This window comes from Streptomyces sp. NPDC002884, from assembly GCF_040295245.1.
Classification (GTDB): domain Bacteria; phylum Actinomycetota; class Actinomycetes; order Streptomycetales; family Streptomycetaceae; genus Streptomyces.
Genome location: NZ_JBEOVB010000016.1, coordinates 68662 through 89107, shown reverse-complemented (window position 1 = coordinate 89107; position 20446 = coordinate 68662). Strand labels below are relative to the sequence as shown.

Sequence of the window (20446 nt, the reverse complement as noted above, 5' to 3'; positions counted from 1 at the left end):
TGAGACCCCGTACACGAGCATCCGCGAGCGGAGGTTCTCGCGCAGGCACGGGCTCGGCTCGACCGAACCCAGCGGCGCGGGGTGGTCCCGCAGACCCGTCGACGATCACCGCCGCCGCCCCACCCCTGCCCCCGCCCCTGCCCCCGCCCCCGCCCCGCCGTCGAGCGCGCCGGCCACGCCTCTGTAACGCCATCCCGTGACTTGAGCGAATAACGCGTCGAGGAAATCATCGGTAAAGCGTCCGCTCCCTGCGCAAGGACTCACGCGACGCGGCACGTTCACGGTATTCCGCGGTGCTCCCGACCGCCGTAGCTCCGACCGAGGTGGAGTCATGTCTGCTGCCCAGCACACTTCGCTGCCGTTGACGGCAGCCCAGAGCGGGGTCTGGTTCGCGCACCAGCTGAATCAGAATTCTCCCGTCTACAACGTCGGCGAATTCGTGGAAATCCACGGGCCGGTCGACGGGAACATGTTCGAGACCGCCCTGGAGCAAGTGGTCCGCGAGGCCGGATCGCTGCACATCCGGCCGACGGAGGAACGCGACGGCCCTCGGCAGGTGCTCGGGGCCTCGCCGGGCGCCCGGCTGACCCGGCTCGACCTGTCCGGCGAGGACGACCCGAAGGCGGCGGCGCGCGCGTACATCGCCGCGGATCTGGCGCGTCCCGTCGACCTGGCCCACGGCGAGCTGTTCGGGTACGCCCTGATCAGGCTGGCCGAGGACCGCTACTTCTGGCACCAGCGCTACCACCACCTCGTCGTCGACGCGTTCGCGGCGGCGGCCGTCACCGCCCGCGTGGCCCGCGTCTACACCGCCCTGGCCGCCGGTGAGCCGGCCGACGAGGGCGCTTTCGCGCCGTACACCGCGCTGCTGGACGGCGAGACCGCCTACCGCGACTCCGAGCAGTACGGCAAGGACCGGGCGCACTGGACGGAGCGTTTCGTCGACCGTCCCGACGAGATCGCCACCTTCGCCGGCTCCGGCACCGCCGCGCCGCCGTCGGACACGTTCCTGCGCCACCTCACGCGTCTCTCCCCCGAGGTCCTGGACAGCCTGCGCGCCACCGCCCGCGCCTCCCGCACGACCTGGTCGGCCTTCGTCGTCGCGGCTGTCGCCGCACATCTTCATCGTGTCACCGGAATTCGTGACATCACCCTCGGAATTCCCGTCTCCGCCCGCCATGGAGCCGAGGCACGGAACGTTCCGGGAATGGTGTCCAACGAACTCCCCCTGCGCGTCAGCCTTTCCCCGGAGATGACGGTCGGGGACGTACTGCGCAATGTCGCCGGGGAACTAAGGAAACTGCTGCGCCACCAGCGCTATCCGTACGGTGATCTGCGTCGCGATCTGCGTCTGCTCGACGAGGGACGACACCTTTTCGGCCCGATGATCAACATCATGCCCTTCGATTTCGACGTCACGTTCGCCGGGCATCCGATCACCGTTCACAACATGTCCAACGGGCCGGTCGGCGACCTCTCCGTCTCCGTCTACGAGCGCTCCGACGGCAACGGGCTCCAGTTCTCGTTCGACGCCAACCCCGCGCTCTACGAGTCGGGTGAACTGGCCCGGATCCAGGAGCGGTTCCTGGCCTTCCTCACCGCCATGGCCACCGCGGACCCCGCCCTGCCCCTCGGCCGTCTGGACACCCTGACCGGGCCGGAGGCCGAGGCGGCGCTGTCCGGCACCGGCGAGGCACCCCGCCCGATCGCTCCCGCCACCGTCGCCGACCTGTTCGCCGCGCAGGCCGCCCGCACCCCCGACGCCCGCGCCCTGGTCTCCCCCGGCCGCGCGCTCACCTTCCACGAGCTCAACGCGTCCGCGAACCGGCTGGCCCATCTCCTGGCCGGCCTCGGCGTCGGACCCGAGCAGTGCGTGGCGCTGGCTCTCCCGCGCGGCGCCGACACGGTGGTCGCCATGCTCGGCGTCCTCAAGGCCGGTGCCGCCTACGTCCCGCTGGACCCGGAGCACCCGGCCGAGCGTACCCGGCAGATCCTCGCCGAGGCCGACCCGGCGCTGATCCTGACCACCGCCGCCCTGGCCGGCGCCCTCCCCCGGGGCGAGGACGACGCCCGGGTGCTGCTCCTCGAGGACGCCGGGCTCGGCCTGCCCGGGCTGCCCGACACCGACCCCACGGACGGCGACCGCACCCGGCCGCTGCTCCCCCGGCACCTCGCCTATGTCATCCACACCTCGGGCTCCACCGGCCGGCCCAAGGGGGTCGCCGTCGAGCACCGCGGTCTGAGCAGTCTCTACGAGCACCACCGGCGCGTCCTCATCGAACCTGCCGTGGCGGAGGCGGGCGTCGAGCGCTTCCGGGTGGCGCTGACCAACGCGTTCGTGTTCGACGCCTCCTGGACGGCGCTGCTGTGGCTCGTCGCCGGGCACGAGCTGCACGTCGTCGACGACGCGACCCGCCGGGACGCCGGTGCGCTCGCAGGCTACGCCGACCGGCACGCCGTCGATCTGCTCGACACCACGCCCACCCACGCCCGCCAGCTCCTGACCGCGGGACTCCTGGAGGGCGCGCACCGTCCCCGGGTGCTCGTGCTCGGCGGAGAGGCCGTCCCGGACGACCTCTGGACCGAGCTGCGCGCCACCCCGGGCCTGACCGCCCGCAACGTCTACGGGCCGACCGAGTGCACCGTCGACTCGATGTACTGCGACCTGCGCGCGGCGGCCTCCCCGACCATCGGACGCCCCGTCGACAACCTGGGCGCCCGCGTCCTCGACAGCGCCCTGCGCCCCGTCGCGGACGGGGTCGTGGGCGAACTCTTCCTGTCCGGCGCCGGACTGGCCCGCGGGTACCTGGGCAGGGGCGCGCTCACCGCGGAACGGTTCGTCGCCGACCCGTTCGGCGCTCCCGGCGAACGGATGTACCGCACGGGCGACCTCGTCCGCCGCGGCCCGGACGGTCTCCTGGTCTATGCGGGCCGGGCCGACACCCAGGTGAAGCTGCGCGGCTTCCGTATCGAGCCCGGGGAGATCGAGTCCGTCCTGGCCACCCATCCGTCCGTCGCCCAGTGCGGGGTCGTGGTGCGCGAGGACCGGCCGGGCGTGCGCAGGCTCGTCGCCTATCTCGTGCCCGCCCCCGGTGTCGGCGTGCCGGACGCCGGAGCGCTGCGGGAGCATCTGGCCGCGTCCCTCCCGGAGTACATGGTCCCGGCCGGCTTCGTCACCCTGGACGCGCTGCCCCTGACCCACAACGGGAAGCTCGACCGCTCGGCCCTGCCCGCCCCGGAGATCACCGCCGCGGCCGACAGCCGCGCGCCCCGCACCGCCGTCGAGAAGACGTTGTGCGCTCTGTTCGCCGAACTCCTCGACGTGCGCCGGGTCGGCATCGACGACAGTTTCTTCGCCCTCGGCGGCGACTCCCCGCTGGCCGTTCGGCTGACCGCGCGGGCCCGGGAGGCCTCGGTCGTCATCGACCCCCGGGACGTGTTCCGGCACAAGACCGTCGCCGGGCTCGCGGAGGTGGCGCGCGGCCCCGAGCCGAGCCGGGAGCCGCCCGTCCCCTCCCGCCGTCCGCTGGTCGACCTGGACGACGGCGAACGCGCCGCCCTCGCCGTCGTCCACCCCGGGCACACCGCCGTCCTGCCGCTCACCCCGCTCCAGGAGGGCATGCTCTTCCACGCCCAGTACGAAGGCGCGGACGGCGCGACGGCCGGCATCGACCCCTACATCGCGCAGACCGCGTACGAACTGTCCGGCCCGCTGCGCCCGGACCGGCTGCGCGCCGCCTGCGACGCGCTGCCTGCCCGGCACGAGTGCCTGCGCGCGGCCTTCACCGCCACCGGGTCCGGCCGGGCCGTCCAGGTGATCACCGTGGCGCGGAGCGTGCCGTGGACCGAACTGGACCTGACGGGACTGCCGCCGGAAGGACAGCGGGAGCGGATCGCCCGTGAGCTGACCGCCGACCGCACGCGCTCCTTCGACATGGCCGCCGCCCCCCTCGTCCGCTTCCTGCTCGTACGACTGGACGCCGAACGGCACGTCCTCGTCCTCACCGGCCACCACATCGTGCTGGACGGCGCCTCGCTCGCCCTGGTGCTGGACGACCTGCTCGACGGGTACGCGGGCGAGGACCTCGGCACACCGGCCCCGCTCGCTCTGCGGGACTACGCCGAGTGGCTCCGCGCACAGGACGAGCAGGCGGCCGGGACGGCGTGGGCCACCGCGCTGGACGGCGTCGCGGAGCCGACGCTCGCGGTGCCCGACGCGGACCGGGGCCGGGCGCCCGTCCTCGCCGAGGACGTCCGGGTGACCCTCGACCCGGCACGCACCGCCGCGCTGACCGCCGCCGCCCGCGCCCGGTCCCTCACGCCCAACACCGTCGTCCAGGCCGCGTGGGCGGTCACCGTGGCGCAGCTGACCGGCCGCGACGACGTCGTCTTCGGCACCACCGTCTCCCTGCGCCCGGCCGAACTCCCCGGCGTCGACCGGCTGGCAGGTCTGCTGATCAACACCGTGCCGGTCCGGGTACGGCTCGACGCGGCCGAACCGCTGGAGCGGCTGCTCGCCCGTGTCCAGGACGAGCAGTCCGCGCTCTCCCCGCACCACCATGTGGGCCTCGCCGCACTGCGCCGGCACACCGGGCTCGACCAGCTCTTCGACACCACGACGGTCTTCGAGAACCACGCCGGTGGCACCGTCGGCGTCCGGGGGCGGGCCGGGCTGACCGTGCGCACCGCCGACAGCCACGGCGCCACGCACTACCCCCTGACGCTCATCGCCGAACCGGGCGAGCGGCTGACCCTCCGGCTCGCGTACCGCCCCGATCTCGTCGATCGCGCCACCGCCCAGGCCGTCGTGGCGCGCACGGCCCGCTTCCTGGAGGCGTTCACCGCCGCGCCGCACGCCCCGCTCGCCGCCGTCGATCTGCTGTCTCCCGCGGAACGCTCCCGCGTACTGCACGAGTGGAACGCGGCCGTCGTACCCCCGTCGGACACCCCCGTCCACCGGCGGTTCGCCGAACAGGCGGCGCGCACGCCCGACGCCGTCGCGGTCACCGGCGCCGCCGGCACCCTCGACTACGCCGGACTCGACGCCCGGTCCGATGCGTTGGCCCGCCGGCTGCTCGCTCTCGGTCTGCGGCCCGAGGAGCGGGTCGCCGTCCTCCAGGAACGCTCGCCCGAGCTGATCGTCTCCCTGCTGGCCGTACTCAAGGCGGGCGGCGCGTACATGCCGCTCGACGCCCGGTCCCCCGCCGAGCGACTGCGCGCGATGACCAGCGGCACGCGGGCCCGCATCCTGCTGACCGACCTCGCGTCGACGGCTGTCGCACGGAACCTCGACGCCGGGCGGCTCCTCGTGGTGGACGAACCCGGCCCGGCCGGGTCCGACGCCACCGGACCGCTCCCCGAGGTGCACGCCGACCAGCTCGCCTACGTCCTGTTCACCTCGGGCTCGACCGGTGAGCCCAAGGCCGTCGGCGTGACCCACCGGGCCGTCGTGGACCTGGCCGGGGACAGCGCGTTCGCCACCGAGGCGCACCGGGCGGTGCTCCAGCACTCCACCCAGGCCTTCGACGCGGCGACGTACGAGATGTGGGTGCCGTTGCTCGGCGGCGGCCGGATCGTCCTCGCGCCGCCGGGCCAGTTGGACGGGCCGCTCCTGGAACGGCTGGTCGCCGGGCACGGCGTGACCGCGCTGTGGCTGACGGCGGGGCTGTTCCGGCTGCTCGCCGAGGAGTCGCCGGGCAGCTTCGCCGGGCTGCGGGAGGTGTGGGCGGGCGGCGACGTCGTCCCCGGTGGGGCCGTCCGCGCAGTCATGAGCGTCAACCCGGACCTGGTCGTCGTCGACGGCTACGGGCCCACCGAGACCACCGTGTTCGCCGCGCGCCACCGGATGCGCGCCGAGCGGGACGTACCGGCGACGGTGCCCATCGGACGGCCGCTGGACGGCATGCGCGCCTACGTCCTGGACAGCGCGCTGCGGCCCGTACCGCCCGGTGTCGCCGGTGAACTGCACCTGGCCGGCGCCGGACTGGCCCGCGGCTACCTGGACCGTCCGCAGGAGACCGCCGGGCGTTTCGTCGCCGATCCCTTCGGAGCGCCGGGCGGACGCATGTACCGCACCGGCGACCTGGTCCGCTGGAACGACCGGGGTGAGCTGGTCTTCCTCGGCCGCGCGGACGACCAGCTCAAGATCCGCGGGTTCCGCGTCGAGCCGGGCGAGATCGAGGCCGCGCTGGCCCGGCACCCCGCGGTGACCCGGTGCTGTGTGGTGGCGCGCGAGGACACTCCCGGCGTCAAGCGGCTGACCGCCTACCTGGTGCCGCCGCCCGGGGCCGACGCGCCGACGGACGCCGAACTGCGCACCCATCTCACCCCGTTGCTGGCCGACTACCAGATGCCCGCCGCGTTCGTGCCGCTGCCGGGCCTGCCGCTGACCCGCAACGGCAAGATCGACCGACGTGCCCTGCCCGCCCCCGCGGTCACGGCCGACGCGGCGGGACGCGCCCCGGCCGGCCCCCGTGAGGAACTCCTCTGCGCCCTCTTCGGCGAGGTCCTCGGCCTCGACCGGGTCGGCCCCGACGACGGCTTCTTCACCCTCGGCGGCGACTCCATCCTCTCGGTCCGGCTGGTCGCTCGGGCCCGCAGGGCGGGACTGGTCCTCACCGCCAGGGACGTCTTCACGCACCGGACGGCCGCCGCGCTCGCCCCGGTCGCCCAGGAAGCTGCCGCGCAGGCCCCCGCCTGGGCCGAGGATCCCGAACCGCCCCCGATCGCCCTGCCCGACGACGAACTGGCCGAGCTGGTGGCCGCATGGGAGTCCGCCCGGTGAACGCGAAGCCGAGCACCGCGCCCCGGTCGACGACCGGCAACCGCCCCGACCTCGACATCCTGCCGCTGACACCCCTCCAGGAGGGCATGCTCTTCCACGCCCTGTTCGACGACGAGGGCAGCGATGTGTACACCGTCCAGACCTCGCTGGAGCTGACCGGCCCGCTCGACCGGGCCGCCCTGCGGACGGCCTGCGGGGCCGTGCTGACGCGGCATCCCGCGCTGCGCGCGGGCTTCCTCCAGCGCGGGACGGGACGGGCGGTCCAGATCGTGCCGCGTACCGTCGAGGCGCCCTGGGCGGAGGACGACCTGAGCCCGCTGCCCGAGGCGGAGCGGTCCGCCGCGCTCGACCGGATCACGGCCGAGGACCGGGAACGCCGCTTCACCCTCTCCGCCCCTCCGCTCGTACGGTTCCGGCTGCTGCGCATGGCCGCCGACCGGCACGTCCTGCTCCTGACCAACCATCACATCCTGCTGGACGGCTGGTCGCTCCCGCTGGTGCTGCGCGATCTGTTCGAGCTGTACGACCGGGGTGGCAGCGCCGACGGGATGCCGCCGGCGCCCCCCTTCCGCCGGCATCTCGCCTGGCTGGCCGGCCAGGACCGGGAGACCGCCGGGCAGGCGTGGCGCACGGCCCTCGGCGGCCTGGACGAACCCACCCTCCTGGCGGCCGCCGGGGCGGGCGGCGGACCGTCCGTGTTCCCCGAGCGCGTGGTCACCCGTCTCACGGAGTCGCTGACCGCGGACCTGACCCGGTTCGCCCGTTCGCGCGGCCTCACGGTCAACACCCTGGTGCAGGCCGCCTGGGCGCTGTCGCTGGCCCGGACGACCGGCCGTCAGGACGTGGTCTTCGGGGCGACGGTCTCGGGCCGGCCGGCGGAACTGCCGGGCGTGGAGGAGACCGTGGGTCTGTTCATCAACACCGTCCCGGTCAGGGTGCGCCTGGACCCCGCCGAGACCTTCGACGGCCTGCTGGAGCGCCTTCAGGACGAACAGGCCGCTCTGCTCCCGCACCATCACCTCGGTCTCGCCGACATCCAGCGGCTGGCCGGTCTCGGTGACCTGTTCGACACCGCGGTCGTCTTCGAGAACGCCCCCTTCGACCAGGAGGCGCTGGACCGGACGTTCGGCGGCGTGCGCGTCGCCCTCCTGGAGGACACGGCCACCACGGGCACGATGCACTACCCCCTCAGTCTGACGGCCGTACCCGGACGGCGGCTGCGCCTCGACCTCAGCCATCGCGCCGACGTCGTGGACGCGGCGTCCGCGCGCCGGCTGGCCCGCGGTCTGGTACGGATCCTGGGCGCCCTGGCCGCCACCCCCGGACTGCCCTGCGGCAGCGTCGGCGCGCTCGACACGGAGGACCGGGCGGCACTGCTGACCGCCGGGACCGGACCCGCCGTCCCGCACCCGGCCACCACCCTGCCCGAGCTGTTCGCCGCGCAGGCCGCGCGCACGCCCTCCGCGCCGGCCGTCGTCTTCGAGGGCACGACGCTGACGTACGCCGAACTCGACGAGCGCGCCACCCGGCTGGCGCACGCCCTGCGGGCCCGGGGTGCCGGCCCGTCCCGGATCGTCGCCGTCGCCCTGCCCCGGTCCCCGGACCTGCTGGTGACGCTGTACGCCGTGCACAAGGCGGGAGCCGCGTATCTCCCCGTGGACCCGGACTATCCGCCGGACCGGGTGCGGTACATGCTCGACGACGCCTCCCCCGCCCTGGTGGTGACCCCGGAGGTCTACGGCCGGCTGGCCGGGGAGACGGTGGCCGACGGCGGGGAGCTGCCGCGCGTCGACCCGCGCGGGCCCGCCTACCTGATCTACACCTCCGGTTCGACCGGCCGCCCCAAGGGGGTGCTCGTCCCCCACCAGGGCATCGTCAACCGGCTGCTGTGGATGCAGTCCGCCTACGGACTGACGCCCGAGGACCGGGTGCTGCAGAAGACGCCGTCCAGCTTCGACGTGTCGGTGTGGGAGTTCTTCTGGCCGCTGATCACCGGCGCCGCACTGGTGGTGGCCCGGCCCGAGGGGCACAAGGACCCCGAGTACCTGGCGGAGCTGATCCGGCGCGAGGGCGTGACGACGCTGCACTTCGTGCCGTCGATGCTGGAGTCCTTCCTGCGGACCCCGGCGGCCGCCGGGTGCACGGGCCTGCGCCGGGTCATCTGCAGCGGCGAGGCGCTCCCCGGCGCCCTCGCCGACCGCTTCCACGGCCTCTTCGACACCGCCGGCACCGAACTCCACAATCTGTACGGTCCCACCGAGGCCTCCGTCGACGTCACCCACCGGCGCAGCCACCGCGGCACGACCACCGCCTCGGTGCCCATCGGCCGCCCGGTCGACAACACCGGCGTGCACGTCCTCGACGCGGGTCTGCAACCGGCCCGCCCGGGCGCTCCCGGCGAGCTGTACCTGACGGGCGTCCAGCTCGCCCACGGGTACCACGGGCGGCAGGCGCTGACCGCCGAACGCTTCGTCGCCGACCCGTTCGGCCCGCCGGGGTCGCGGATGTACCGCACCGGCGACATCGTGCGCTGGACCGAGGACGGCGAACTCCTCTACCTGGGACGGGCCGACGACCAGGTGAAGATCCGCGGCTTCCGCATCGAACTCGGCGAGATCGAGTCCGTCCTGGCCCGTCACCCGTCCGTGGGCACCCCGGCGGTCGTCGTCCGCGAGGACGGGCCCGGCGTCAGACGTCTGGTCGCCTACGTCGTCCCGGCCGACCCGGCACGCGCTGCCGGGTTCGACGCCGAGGAGCTGCGCGCCCACTGCGCCGACGCCCTGCCCGAGCACATGGTCCCGCAGGCGTTCGTACCGCTGACGCGGCTCCCCCTGTCGCTCAGCGGGAAGCTGGACCGCGGGGCGCTGCCCGCCCCCGCGTTCACCGCCGTCGGCGGAAGGACCGCCGAGGGCCCGGTGGAGGAGACGCTGTGCGCGCTCTTCGCCGAGGTGCTCGGTGTGCCGGGCGTCGGGCCGGACGACGGCTTCTTCGAACTCGGCGGCGACTCCATCCTGTCCATCCAGCTCGTCGCCAGGGCCCGCCGCGCCGGACTGGCCCTCACCCCGCGCGACGTGTTCCGGCACCGCACGGTGGCCGCGCTCGCCACGGTGGCCACCCCGGCCGGCACCGCGCCCGCCGCCGAGCCCGACGACGCCGGCACCGGACCCCTGCCGGCCACGCCCATCACCCACTGGCTGCGCGAACAGGGCGGGCCGGTGGCCGGGTTCCACCAGTCCATGCTGGTCCGCGTCCCGGCCGGGCTGCGCGAGAAGGACCTGCTCACGGCCCTCCAGGCGGTCCTCGACCGGCATGACGCGCTGCGTCTGCGGCTCGGCGACGGCAGCGCGGACGGCGACGGTGCCGACCGGTGGACGCTGGACGTCGCCGCCCGGGGCAGCGTGCGGGCCGCCGACTGTCTCACCCGGCACCGCGACCCCGGCGGGAGCGTCGCGGACCTGGCCGTGGCGGCACGACGCGAACTCGACCCCCACGGCGGCCGCGTCCTGCGGGCCGTGTGGCTCGACCGCGGCGAGACGGAGCCCGGCCGCCTGCTGCTGATGGTGCACCACCTCGCCGTGGACGGCGTGTCCTGGCGGATCCTCCTGCCCGACCTCGCGGCGGCCTGGCGGGCGGCGGTGGCGGGACAGGACGCGTTCGCCGCGCTGGACGCGGTGCCGACCTCCCTGCGCACCTGGTCGCACCGTCTCACCGAGGCCGCCCACTCCCCGGCGCGCACGGCGGAACTGCCGCTGTGGCAGGAGGTGTCGGCCGCCGAGGACCCGTTGCTGACGGCCCGCCCGCTCGATCCGGCCCGCGACGTCTACGCCACCCGCGAGGACCTCACCCTGACCCTGCCCGCCGAGGAGACGGCCGCGCTGCTGACGGCCGTGCCCGAGGCGTTCCACGCCGGGATCGACGACATCCTGCTGACCGCTCTCGCGCTTGCCGTCGCCCACTGGCGCGGACCGGAGGGGCCCGGTGGCGTCCTCGTCGACCTGGAGGGCCACGGACGACAGGAGGCGATCGCCCCCGGCCTCGATCTCTCGCGCACGGTGGGATGGTTCACCGCCCTGTACCCCGTACGTCTCGACGCCCGGACCACGGACTGGCACGACGTGTGGGCCGGCGGCGCCGCACTCGGCCGTGCCGTCAAGACCGTGAAGGAACAGCTGCGCACCGTACCGGACCGGGGCATCGGCCACGGGCTGCTGCGTCACCTCAACCGCGACACCGCTCCCCTGCTCGCCTCCGGCCGCACCCCGCAGCTCGGCTTCAACTACCTGGGCCGCTTCGCCGCGGGCCACACCGCCGACTGGGAGGCCGCCGACGAGGCCGGCGCCGTCATCTCCCCGGCCGACCCCGGGATGCCGCTGCCGCACGCCGTCGACCTCAACGCCGTCACCGAGGAGCGCCCCGACGGGCCCCGCCTGGTCGCCAACTGGTCCTGGCCCGGCGAACTGCTCGACGAGGCACGTGTGCGCGAACTCGCCGACACCTGGTTCCGGGCGCTGCGCGCCCTCGTCGCGCACACCGCCGCTCCCGGCGGGGGCGGTCTCACCCCGTCCGACCTCGGGGTCGTGGCCGTCGCCGGCGAGCGGGTCGGCCAGGACGAGCTCGACGCCCTCGAGTCCCGCTGGGCGCGGCACACGGTGACCGATGTGCTGCCTCTCACGCCCTTGCAGGAAGGGCTGTTGTTCCACGCGCTGTACGACGAGGAGACGGCGGACGTCTACACCGTGCAGCTGGCCCTCGGACTGGACGGCCCGCTCGACCGCGACGCCCTGCGCACCGCGTGCCGGGACCTGGTCCGCCGGCACGCCCCGCTGCGCACCGCCTTCGACACCCTCGTCTCCGGCGCCCCGGTACAAGTGGTCCTGCGGGACGTGGAACCCTCCTGGGCCGAACACGACCTCTCCCCCGGCGCGCCGGAGGCCGGGCGTGCGGAGCTCCTGGCCGCGGACCGCGGCACCCGGTTTCCGCTCACCGGGCCGTCACTGGCCCGCTTCACCCTCGTCCGGGAGACGTCGGAGCGCCACACGCTGATCCTGACCGTCCATCACCTCCTGCTCGACGGCTGGTCCCTGCCGGTGCTGCTGCGCGATCTGTTCGCCCTGTACGAGGCCCGGGAGAAGGGCGCGGGGCAGCTGCCCAGGCCGTCGGCCGGGGCCACCGTGCGCGACCAGCTGGCCTGGCAGGCCGGGCAGGACCGGGACGCCGCGGAGAAGGCCTGGCGGGACGCGCTCGACGGGCTCCCCGGACCGACCCTGCTGGCGCCGCACGCCGCACGCGGGGGTACGCCGTTGCTGCCCGAGCGGGTCGTGACGGAGCTGACCGAGTCGGAGACCGCCGCGCTGACCGAGCTGGCCCGGACCCTGCGGGTCACGCTCAACACCGTGCTGCAGACGGCCTGGGCGCTCGTCCTGGCCGAGGCGACGGGACGGCGTGACGTGGTCTTCGGCGCCACCGTCTCTCTGCGTCCGCCGGAGCTGCCCGGGATCGAGGACGGGGTCGGGCTGTTCATCAACACCGTTCCGGTGCGGGTGCGTCTGGCGGACGGCGAACCACTGGAAGACCTGCTCGCCCGCGTCCAGGACGAGCAGTCCGCCCTCGCGCCGCACCACCACCTCGGCCTGCCCCGCATCCACGCGCTGGCCGGCGGCACCCCGCTCTTCGACACCTCGACCGTCTTCGAGAACTACCCCGCCGGCCCGGACGAGGTGCGTGCCGGCGACGTACGGCTGTCCGGTCCGGAGGGCCGGGACGCCTACCACTACCCGATGACCGTCATGGGCGTGCCCGGAGACCGGCTGCACCTGCAACTCCGTTACCGGCCCGACCTCTTCGACCGGGACACCGCCGAGCGCTTCGCGGCCGGGCTCCGCCGGGTGCTCACCGGGCTCCCCGGCCGGCCGTCCCCCGCGGAGGGCCCCGTGGACGTCGTGCGCACGCTGTTCGCGGAGGTCCTCGGTCTCGAACACATCGGCGCCGACGACGACTTCTTCGCCCTGGGCGGCGACTCGCTCCGCGCGCTGCGGCTCGCGGGCCGCGTCCGCGCCCTCGGCCTCGATCCGCGGCTCCCGGTGCGCGCGGTCTTCGACCGGCCCACCCCCCGCGCGCTCGCCCGACGCCTCGGCTGACCGAGGAGTCGCTCCCGGCCGGCGCGGGCGCCCGCCCCGTCGGCGTCCCCCTCTCACGACACCCGTGTCGCACCCCTGTCGACCCATCCGTGCCCGCATACCAGGAGGAACCCATGAGCAGCCCCTTCGACAACCCGGACGGCACCTTCCTCGTCCTCGTCAACGACGAGAACCAGCACTCCCTGTGGCCCTCGTTCGCCGAGGTGCCGGCCGGCTGGACGGTGGCCAGGCCGGAAGGCTCCCGCCAGGACTGCCTGGACCACATCGGCGAGCACTGGACGGACATCCGCCCCGCGAGCCTGGTCCGGGCGATGGACGCCGACGCCGCGCCGGCGCGGTGAGCGCGCCCCTTCCGGTCACGGCCGTCGCCTTCCTCGCCCGGGCGAGCCAGCTCGGTCTGTTCTCGGCGGAGACGCTCATCCTCCTCGACCGGGGGGTCGCCAAGAGCGCGATCGGGCTGGTGATGGCCGCGGCCGCGGCCGGCGGGGCGCTCGCCCAACTCGCCGCGAGCCGCTGGGGACACCGCCGGCGCGCCACCCGGCTGACGCTGCTGGGCACGGGCGTGCAGAGCGCCGGCTGTCTGGCGTTCGCCACGCTCACCCCGTGGTGGAGCCTGGCCGCCGCCGACTTCCTGCTGATGGCGGGGGCGGCGCTGACCGCCACGGGGCTGCGCGCCACGCTGGCCGCGCACACTCCCGACGGTCGCACGCCGGGTCCGGACCGACTGGAGCGCGCCTACGGCCGGCTGACGGCCGCGCAGATGCTGGGCGCCCTGGTGGGCCCGCTCGGCGCGGGAGCCGTCCTCCTGCACGGCGGCACCACAGAGGCGGCGTGGGCGGCCACCGCCGTGGCCCTCACCGCGGCAGGGGTGGCGAGTGCGGCGGACCGGCGCGAGCGCGCCACGGCGAACCGCCCCGCGGCCCGGCGGTCGGCACGGGAGGAGCTTGCGGCTCCGGCGCTCCCCGAGCCGGCGGCCGGTCCCTCGTCCGCACTGCTGGGCGCGCTGTGGCCGCCGCTGGTGCTGCTGTTCGGCATCACGGCGCTCTACGGCGGCTACTCCGTGGTCTGGGCCGTGTACCTCCGTGACCTGGGCGCCCGCGACGCGCTCGTCGCCTGGTCCGCGGCCTGTCTGGCGCTGCCCGCGCTCGTCCTGTCGCCCCGGGCCGGCGCCGTCCTGCCCCGGGTGTCCCGGCACGCACGCATCCGTGGCGCCGCGGTGCTCATCGGCTGCTGCGCCTGTCTGTACCCGCTGGTGGGCTCGGTGGCCGCGGCGGTCGCCGTGTCGCTCGCCGAGGGCGTGCTCCTGGCCGTCGCCCTACCGCTCGTCTCCGCGCAGGTGGCGCGCGACGCCGGCCCCGGCCGCACGGCGCGGGCCTTCGGCTTCCTCGGCACGGCGGACGCCCTCGGCAGTGGCCTGGGCACGGCGCTGGGCGGCGCGCTGCTCGCCCAGGGCGGCGCGGCCGAGGCCTTCCGGTTCAGCGGCGTCCTGTGCCTGCTCTGCGCCGCCGCCTCCCTGATCCCCGTCCCCGCCTCGTCCACCCGCCCGCCCACCGCTCCCCCGTCCGCCCCGTCGTCCCTCTCCTCATCAGAAACCGGCAGGTCCCCGCATGTATCACGGTCTTCCCCTCGAATACGTCCTGTCCGCCGCTGAGACCGAACAGATCCAGGAGGCGCTCGGCCGCCTGCGCGACTCCTCCCCGGCCCCCGCCCGGTCCGCCTTCTACGACCGGCACTGGGACGCCGCCTCGCACCTCCCGACCGGACTGCGCACCTTCCTGGAGCACTTCCGGCGCGCCGAACCCGCCGCGGCACTGGTGATCCACGGTTTCCCCGTCGACGACGAGGCCGTGGGCCCCACCCCCGCCCACTGGGCCGACGTGCCGGCCGACGGCCCGCCCCTCGACCAGGAACTGTTCCTGGCCATGGTGGGCACGGCCCTCGGCGACCCCTTCACCTTCTCCACCCTCCAGCTGGGCCGGGTCGTACAGAACCTGCTGCCCATCCGGGGCGACGAGTTGCGACAGAGCGGCCACGGCAGCGAGTGCCTGCTGGAGTTCCACACCGAGGACGGCTTCCACCCGGGCCGCTGCGACTACCTGCTCCTCTTCGGGATGCGCAACCACGAGCGGGTGCCGACCATCGTGTCGTCCGTGCGCGACGTCAAGATCAGTGACGAGACCGCGGACCTGCTCCGTACGCCGAGCTTCCTCATCCGCCCCGACGACGAGCACGTACGCCAGCTCCAGGAGCGCCACCCCGGCCACCCGGCCCTGGTCGGCATGCTGCGGATGCAGTCCGACCCCGAGCCCGTGCCGGTCCTGTCGGGCGATCGGGAGCGCCCCTACCTGCGGATCGACTATCCGTTCATGACGTGCGCGGGCCGGGACAGGGCCGCCGAGCAGGCCCTGGACGAGCTGATGGAGGAGCTGGAGCGGGTCCAGCTGGACGTGGTCGTGGAGCAGGGCAGCCTGGCGGTGGTGGACAACTACGTCGCCGTACACGGCCGCAGGCCCTTCCGGGCGACGCACGACGGGACGGACCGCTGGCTCAAGCGCATGATCGTCAGCCGTGACCTGCGCAAGACGACCCCGCACGCCTCGCCCGGCGACAGGCGGGTCCTCTTCTGACCACACCCGGCACCCGACCCCCTCCCCGCTCCCTTTCCCCTCCCCTCCCCTCCCTCTTCCCGTCCCCCTCCTTGCCTCTCCCTCTGAACACTCCTCTCACCACCTCCCTCGTTCCCCTCACCGAAAGGAACGGCAAGACATGCGCACCATCGTCGTGTCCGGTGGCTCCAGCGGCATCGGCCGGGCCACCGTCGAGCGTTTCGCGCGAGCGGGTGACCGTGTGGTCGGTCTGGACATCGCCGAACCCCAGGACGAGCCCGGCGGTCCCGTCTCCTGGATCCGCTGCGACGTCACGGACTGGCAGGCCGTCGACGACGCCCTGGCCCGGGTGCACCGGGACCACTCCCTGGACGTCGTCATCGCCAACGCCGGCATCAGCGTCCGGCACGGCGTGCTCGACATCACCGAGCAGGCCGCGCGCCGTGTGGTCGACGTCAACCTCCTCGGCACCCTGGGCCTGTGGCGGAGCGCTGCCCGCCTCATGGCCGGCGGCGACGGCGGGGTCCTGCTGGCGACGGCGTCCGTCAACGGCCGCCGCGGCTACCCGCACTACGCCGACTACAACGCCACCAAGGCCGGCATCATCGCCCTCACCCAGACCTTCGCCCTGGAACTCAGTCCCCGCATCCGGGTGGCCTGCGTGAGCCCCGGAGCGGTCCTGACACCCATGCAGCTCGCCGAGTACACCGACGACATGCTGGCCGACGTCAACTCCCGCATCCCGGCCGGCCGCCATGCCCGGCCCGAGGAGATCGCGGCGGCCTTCCACTATCTGGCCTCGCCCGAGGCCGCCTTCCTGACCGGCCAGGAGCTGGTCGTCGACGGCGGTGAGACGGCGGGCGCCACCACCACCGAGTTCGGCACGGCGGTACGCGCCTCCATGCCGGCCTGATCCGCACACGGCACCCCCGCCGCTCTCCACGGCCGCCGTCCCGCCCGGCCTCGGCCCCCGGCCGGGCGGGACGGCGGTACGCGCCGGGGGCCGACGCGCCCCACGCCCCGAAAGGCAGAACCTCACCCATGACAGCGACCACCAGGGAAGCCGTCACGTCCGCGGGCGGGCCCGACCCGGTCCCGCCGGAGATGTTCCGCGAGGTGATGACCCGCTTCGCCCGCAGTGTCACCGTGGTGACCGCCTACGACGAGGAGCACCCGGTCGGCTGCACCGCCACCGCTGTCCTCTCCCTGACCGACCGGCCGCCCACCCTCCTGGCCTCGCTCGCCTCCGGCGGCGGAACACTCCGGCACATCCGGGCCGCCGGCCGCTTCGGGGTGAGCGTGCTTCCCTATCGCCTGCACGCACTGGCCGCACGGTTCGCCGAGCTGCCGGCGGCCCGGCGCTTCGACGGAGTCGACCACGTCTGCGCGCACGGCGCTCCCCTCCTCCGCGGAGCGGTGGCCGGTGTGGTGTGCCGCGTGGACCGGTACGTGCCCCTCGCGGACCACACCCTGGTCATCGGCCGGGTGGTCCACGCGGAGACGGACGAGGCCGCCGAGCCGTTGATCCACTTCGCCCGCCGGCAGACCCGGCCGGAGGTATGACATGGCCGTCCCCACGGCGCGGTCGCCGCGCCCGGACGCCTGGTTGCGCCGCTACGGTGCCGAGCCGCCCTCGGCCGAGGCCACCCTGGTCTGTCTGCCGCACGCGGGCGGCGCGCCGACGTTCTTCCGCGACTGGCCGGAGCTGATGTCCCCCGAGGTGGACGTGCTCGCAATGTGCTACCCGGGGCGTCAGGACCGTCTCCACGAGCTCCCGGTCACCGGCATGGCGGAGATGGCCGAAGCGGTCGCCACCGCCCTCGTCCCGCTCGCCGACCGGCCGCTGGCCGTGTTCGGGCACAGCATGGGCGCGGCCGTCGGGTACGAGGCGGCGCAGCTGCTGCGGGCGCGTCACGGGATCGAGCTGTCGTACCTCTTCGTCTCCGCGATGGTGCCGCCGCACCTGCTCCGTAGGCGCTCCCGGCATCTTCTGTCGGACGCCGGGCTGGTGGCCGAACTCCTCGCGCAGGGCGGCACCGACGCCGAGGTCCTGGCCGACGACGAACTGCGCGCCGTCGTCCTGCCCGCCGTCCGGGCGGACTACCGGCTGATCGACACCTACCGGCACGACGTCGGGGCCGAACCGCTGGACACTCCGATCTTCGCGTACCGCGGACGCCAGGACCCGGCCGTCAGCGAGACCGCCGTGCGGGAGTGGCGGCGCTACACCCGGGGGACGGCCGGGGCGAGGTCCTTCCCGGGCGGGCACTTCTCTCTGCGCGAGGCCCGCCGGACTCTGACCGCCGACCTGCGCGAGCGGCTCCTGGCGTCGGTGCGCCCGGTCACCAGACCGTCGGGTGCAGGGCGAGAACGAGCAGCGTGCAGGGCGAATGCGCCCCGTTGAGCGCGTAGCCGAAACCGCTCGGCACGTAGAGCGCCTCACCCACCCTCAGCCGCAGTTCCAGGGCACGGTCCAGTACGGCGCGGGCCTGCCCGGGCGGCGAGGGTTCCACCCGGCCGCCGCAGCTGCCGCGCACGGGGAGGAGCACGAGGTCGGTCGCCGCGGTGTTGCCGGTGCTCTGCGCGCCGGTCGGCAGGGTGAGATAGGTACTCCCGACACGGCAGCCCAGCAGTTCACCGAGCCCGGAGGTGAGCTGTGTCGTCCCGGCGGCCACACCGTCCGGCCCGGGTTCCGGATCCGGGTCGGGTTCCGGGCCCGGCCCCGATTCCGGGTCCGCGCGTCCACGCCGTACGCCGTCGTCCCCCGCCAGCACGGCGTCGACGCCGTCCGGCCACACGAGGGCCGGTCCCCGGTCCCGGTGGACCGACAGACACAGGGCCAGATCCCTGACGAAGAGCTCCAGACCGGATGCGCCCTTGCCCCAGTCTCCTTCGTAGTCCACGTCCCGCTCCGCTCCGCATCGCACCCGCAACGTCCCGCGTGCCGTGGTTCACGCGCGGACGGCCCGTCCGTGGTGCACGGGACATCCCGGGAAGGGCAGGTCGCCTGTTCATCCGCCACATGGCCGCAGGGACGAGCGGCGCCAGTGGCGTCGACCCGTGCCCGCGGTTTGCAGGAACTCTGCTGCACACGAAGGGGGTGGGGACAGTCCCGGGATCACGGTACCGAACCGGTGGCGGCCCGTCGCCACCCGGCGGCGCCCCCGGGCGGTACGCGGCGTGCGCTCGGGTCAGTCGACGGCTGCGGCCTCCGGGGCTTCGTCGAGGAGTCCCTGCTGCGCCGCGAGGACCCCGGCCTGGAAGCGGCTCTCGGCTCCGAGTGTCTCCATGATGTCGGCGATGTGTTTCCTCGCGGTGCGCAGGGACATGCCGATCCGGCGCGCGATGCTCTCGTCCTTCAGACCGGCCGCGAGCAGCCGCACGATCGTGCGGTGGATGTCCTTCGCGACCAGTTCCAGGCCGTCGGCGGCGGCGTCGGAGAACGGCGCCGCCTGCGTCCACGCCTGCTCGAACACCTCGCACAGGTAGTGGACGACCGAGGGTTCGCGGATCACCACGGCACCCCATGTGCCGCCGCGTTCGGGGACGAAGGCCGTCTTGCGGTCGAAGACGATCAGCCGGCCGAACAGCTCGTGCGCGGTGCGGTACTCGGCGCCGAGGGCGGACACCGTCGCGACATAGGCCTGGCTGGGTCCGTTGAAGCGTGCCGTGTGGTGGTAGAGCGTGCGCATCCGCACCCCGCGCGACAGCATCGCGGTGTCACGGGCCAGTGCCTCCTGGAGGACCTCCGGCACGCGGTTCCCGCCGGGCTGGCTGGTGAGCATCTCCACCATGCACTCCTCGGCGGCCCGGTTGAGGGCGGCCCGCACCTCCTCCACCCCGGGAATCGCCTCGAGGTCGACGGACTCCCGGCTCAGGCTGTCCCGGTAGTGGCCGCGCAGATCGGCGAACTGGTCGCGGATGCGGTGCAGTTCGGCCTGCTGGGTGCGGATCGCCGCCTCCATGGAGATGGTCACCACGGCGGCCACGAGGTCCGGATCAACCGGGCGCAGCCGCGCCGGGTCGTCTAAATCGGGTTTGAGCAGGCCGAGTTCGGTCAGGGAGACGACGGCGGCTTCCACCTCCTCCCGGGCGAGGCCCAGTTCCCGGGCGGCGCGGTCCGGGTCCATGCGTTCGTTGGCCGCCACCCAGCGATACAGGGCGACTTCGCTGTCACTGGGTCGCGCAGGCGGCTCGATTGCCCGATTCTGGTCCGGTATAACCATTTCATCCCCTGTTCGTTTTGCTGCGGGGCAGCTTGGTGAGCACCTCGACCGCTGGTCACGACCGCCGTCGGCACGGAAGTCTTGAGGCACCGGAGATCGAATACACGGAACTATCGGTTCCGTTCGAGAAACTCAGAACCAGGAGCGCCCCACATGAAATCCTTCCGTGCCGCCGCCGCAGCCTCCGCCGTCGCGTGCATCGCATTCGGCGCGTTTATGGGAGCGACCCACACCGTGTCGGCGCCCACGCCCGAAACGGCCGCCCATTTCGTGCTCGCCGACGGCGGGGGGACGGACGGGGACAGCGGGTGGGGCGGTCGCGTCATCAACGACGTGGCGGCCGACACGGCCGGCATCACCGTCTCCGGCGACAGCGGCTGGGGCAGCTCGGGCAGCTGAACCGGTCCGCACGCGGCTCGACGAGTCCGGGGAACGGCGCGACGGCTGAGGCCATGACGACAACGGCATGTCCGGGACCGGCCATGGCGCCAGGTCAGAACGCCGCCCCCGGATCGGGCAGACGGTCACCACTCGGTTTGCACACCCCCACAGTGTCGTCCCCCGACCACGGGCGCACCTTAACCCGCGTCACCGGCAAGCGGCTCGGCGGCGCGCGAGGTGTGTCCGGCAGTCCTGTCCACCGGGCCCGCGAAGGCCCGGCCGTCAGGCCCTTGCGTTCACCAAGAAAGGCAC

General features: G+C 74.2%; 11 protein-coding genes. 9 read left to right on the top strand and 2 right to left on the bottom strand.

Going from position 1 to position 20446, the window contains the following annotated elements; translation table 11 throughout:
- Nucleotides 1-331 precede the first annotated feature (331 nt).
- From ABT070_RS28210 to ABT070_RS28175, 8 genes are all read left to right on the top strand, one after another.
- On the top strand, nucleotides 332-6784 hold the full coding sequence (locus ABT070_RS28210) for a non-ribosomal peptide synthetase (RefSeq protein WP_351764683.1): 6453 nt from the start codon (nucleotides 332-334) through the stop codon (nucleotides 6782-6784).
- Nucleotides 6781-12921, top strand: coding sequence for a non-ribosomal peptide synthetase (locus tag ABT070_RS28205; protein ID WP_351764682.1), 6141 nt, complete (start codon nucleotides 6781-6783; stop codon nucleotides 12919-12921). Before ABT070_RS28210 ends, ABT070_RS28205 begins: the two co-directional genes overlap by 4 nt.
- A gap of 113 nt (nucleotides 12922-13034) precedes the next feature.
- On the top strand, nucleotides 13035-13262 hold the full coding sequence (locus tag ABT070_RS28200; protein WP_351764681.1) for an MbtH family protein: 228 nt from the start codon (nucleotides 13035-13037) through the stop codon (nucleotides 13260-13262).
- Complete coding sequence (locus ABT070_RS28195) at nucleotides 13259-14572, top strand: MFS transporter (protein ID WP_351764680.1); 1314 nt, start codon at nucleotides 13259-13261, stop codon at nucleotides 14570-14572. The genes ABT070_RS28200 and ABT070_RS28195 overlap by 4 nt, the downstream gene beginning before the upstream one ends.
- The gene (gene gntD, locus ABT070_RS28190; protein WP_351764679.1) at nucleotides 14529-15548 is read left to right on the top strand and encodes a guanitoxin biosynthesis L-enduracididine beta-hydroxylase GntD; all 1020 of its coding nucleotides are present in this window, start codon (nucleotides 14529-14531) and stop codon (nucleotides 15546-15548) included. Before ABT070_RS28195 ends, gntD begins: the two co-directional genes overlap by 44 nt.
- Nucleotides 15549-15687: 139 nt before the next feature.
- Nucleotides 15688-16440, top strand: coding sequence for an SDR family NAD(P)-dependent oxidoreductase (locus ABT070_RS28185; RefSeq protein ID WP_351764678.1), 753 nt, complete (start codon nucleotides 15688-15690; stop codon nucleotides 16438-16440).
- Between the two features lie 128 nt (nucleotides 16441-16568).
- The gene (locus ABT070_RS28180) at nucleotides 16569-17090 is read left to right on the top strand and encodes a flavin reductase family protein (protein WP_351764677.1); all 522 of its coding nucleotides are present in this window, start codon (nucleotides 16569-16571) and stop codon (nucleotides 17088-17090) included.
- Between the two features lies 1 nt (nucleotide 17091).
- Nucleotides 17092-17931 carry a thioesterase II family protein gene (locus tag ABT070_RS28175; protein ID WP_351764676.1) on the top strand — a complete coding sequence of 280 codons (840 nt, stop codon included), beginning with the start codon at nucleotides 17092-17094 and terminating at the stop codon, nucleotides 17929-17931.
- Here ABT070_RS28175 and ABT070_RS28170 read toward each other — a convergent pair.
- Both ABT070_RS28170 and ABT070_RS28165 read right to left on the bottom strand, forming a co-directional pair.
- The gene (locus tag ABT070_RS28170) at nucleotides 17870-18430 is read right to left on the bottom strand and encodes a hypothetical protein (RefSeq protein ID WP_351764675.1); all 561 of its coding nucleotides are present in this window, start codon (nucleotides 18428-18430) and stop codon (nucleotides 17870-17872) included. The genes ABT070_RS28175 and ABT070_RS28170 overlap by 62 nt on opposite strands.
- A gap of 288 nt (nucleotides 18431-18718) precedes the next feature.
- Nucleotides 18719-19675, bottom strand: a complete 957-nt coding sequence (locus ABT070_RS28165) for a helix-turn-helix transcriptional regulator (RefSeq protein WP_351764674.1) — start codon at nucleotides 19673-19675, stop codon at nucleotides 18719-18721.
- A gap of 231 nt (nucleotides 19676-19906) precedes the next feature.
- Here ABT070_RS28165 and ABT070_RS28160 point away from each other — a divergent pair, with 231 nt between their 5' ends.
- On the top strand, nucleotides 19907-20152 hold the full coding sequence (locus ABT070_RS28160) for a hypothetical protein (RefSeq protein WP_351764673.1): 246 nt from the start codon (nucleotides 19907-19909) through the stop codon (nucleotides 20150-20152).
- Nucleotides 20153-20446 lie beyond the last annotated feature (294 nt).

Coding starts and splice junctions, on each gene's coding strand:
- ABT070_RS28210 (WP_351764683.1), top strand. CDS start 332: ATGTCTGCTGCCCAGCACACTTCGCTGCCGTTGACGGCAGCCCAGAGC.
- ABT070_RS28200 (WP_351764681.1), top strand. CDS start 13,035: ATGAGCAGCCCCTTCGACAACCCGGACGGCACCTTCCTCGTCCTCGTC.
- gntD (WP_351764679.1), top strand. CDS start 14,529: ATGTATCACGGTCTTCCCCTCGAATACGTCCTGTCCGCCGCTGAGACC.
- ABT070_RS28185 (WP_351764678.1), top strand. CDS start 15,688: ATGCGCACCATCGTCGTGTCCGGTGGCTCCAGCGGCATCGGCCGGGCC.
- ABT070_RS28180 (WP_351764677.1), top strand. CDS start 16,569: ATGACAGCGACCACCAGGGAAGCCGTCACGTCCGCGGGCGGGCCCGAC.
- ABT070_RS28175 (WP_351764676.1), top strand. CDS start 17,092: ATGGCCGTCCCCACGGCGCGGTCGCCGCGCCCGGACGCCTGGTTGCGC.
- ABT070_RS28160 (WP_351764673.1), top strand. CDS start 19,907: ATGAAATCCTTCCGTGCCGCCGCCGCAGCCTCCGCCGTCGCGTGCATC.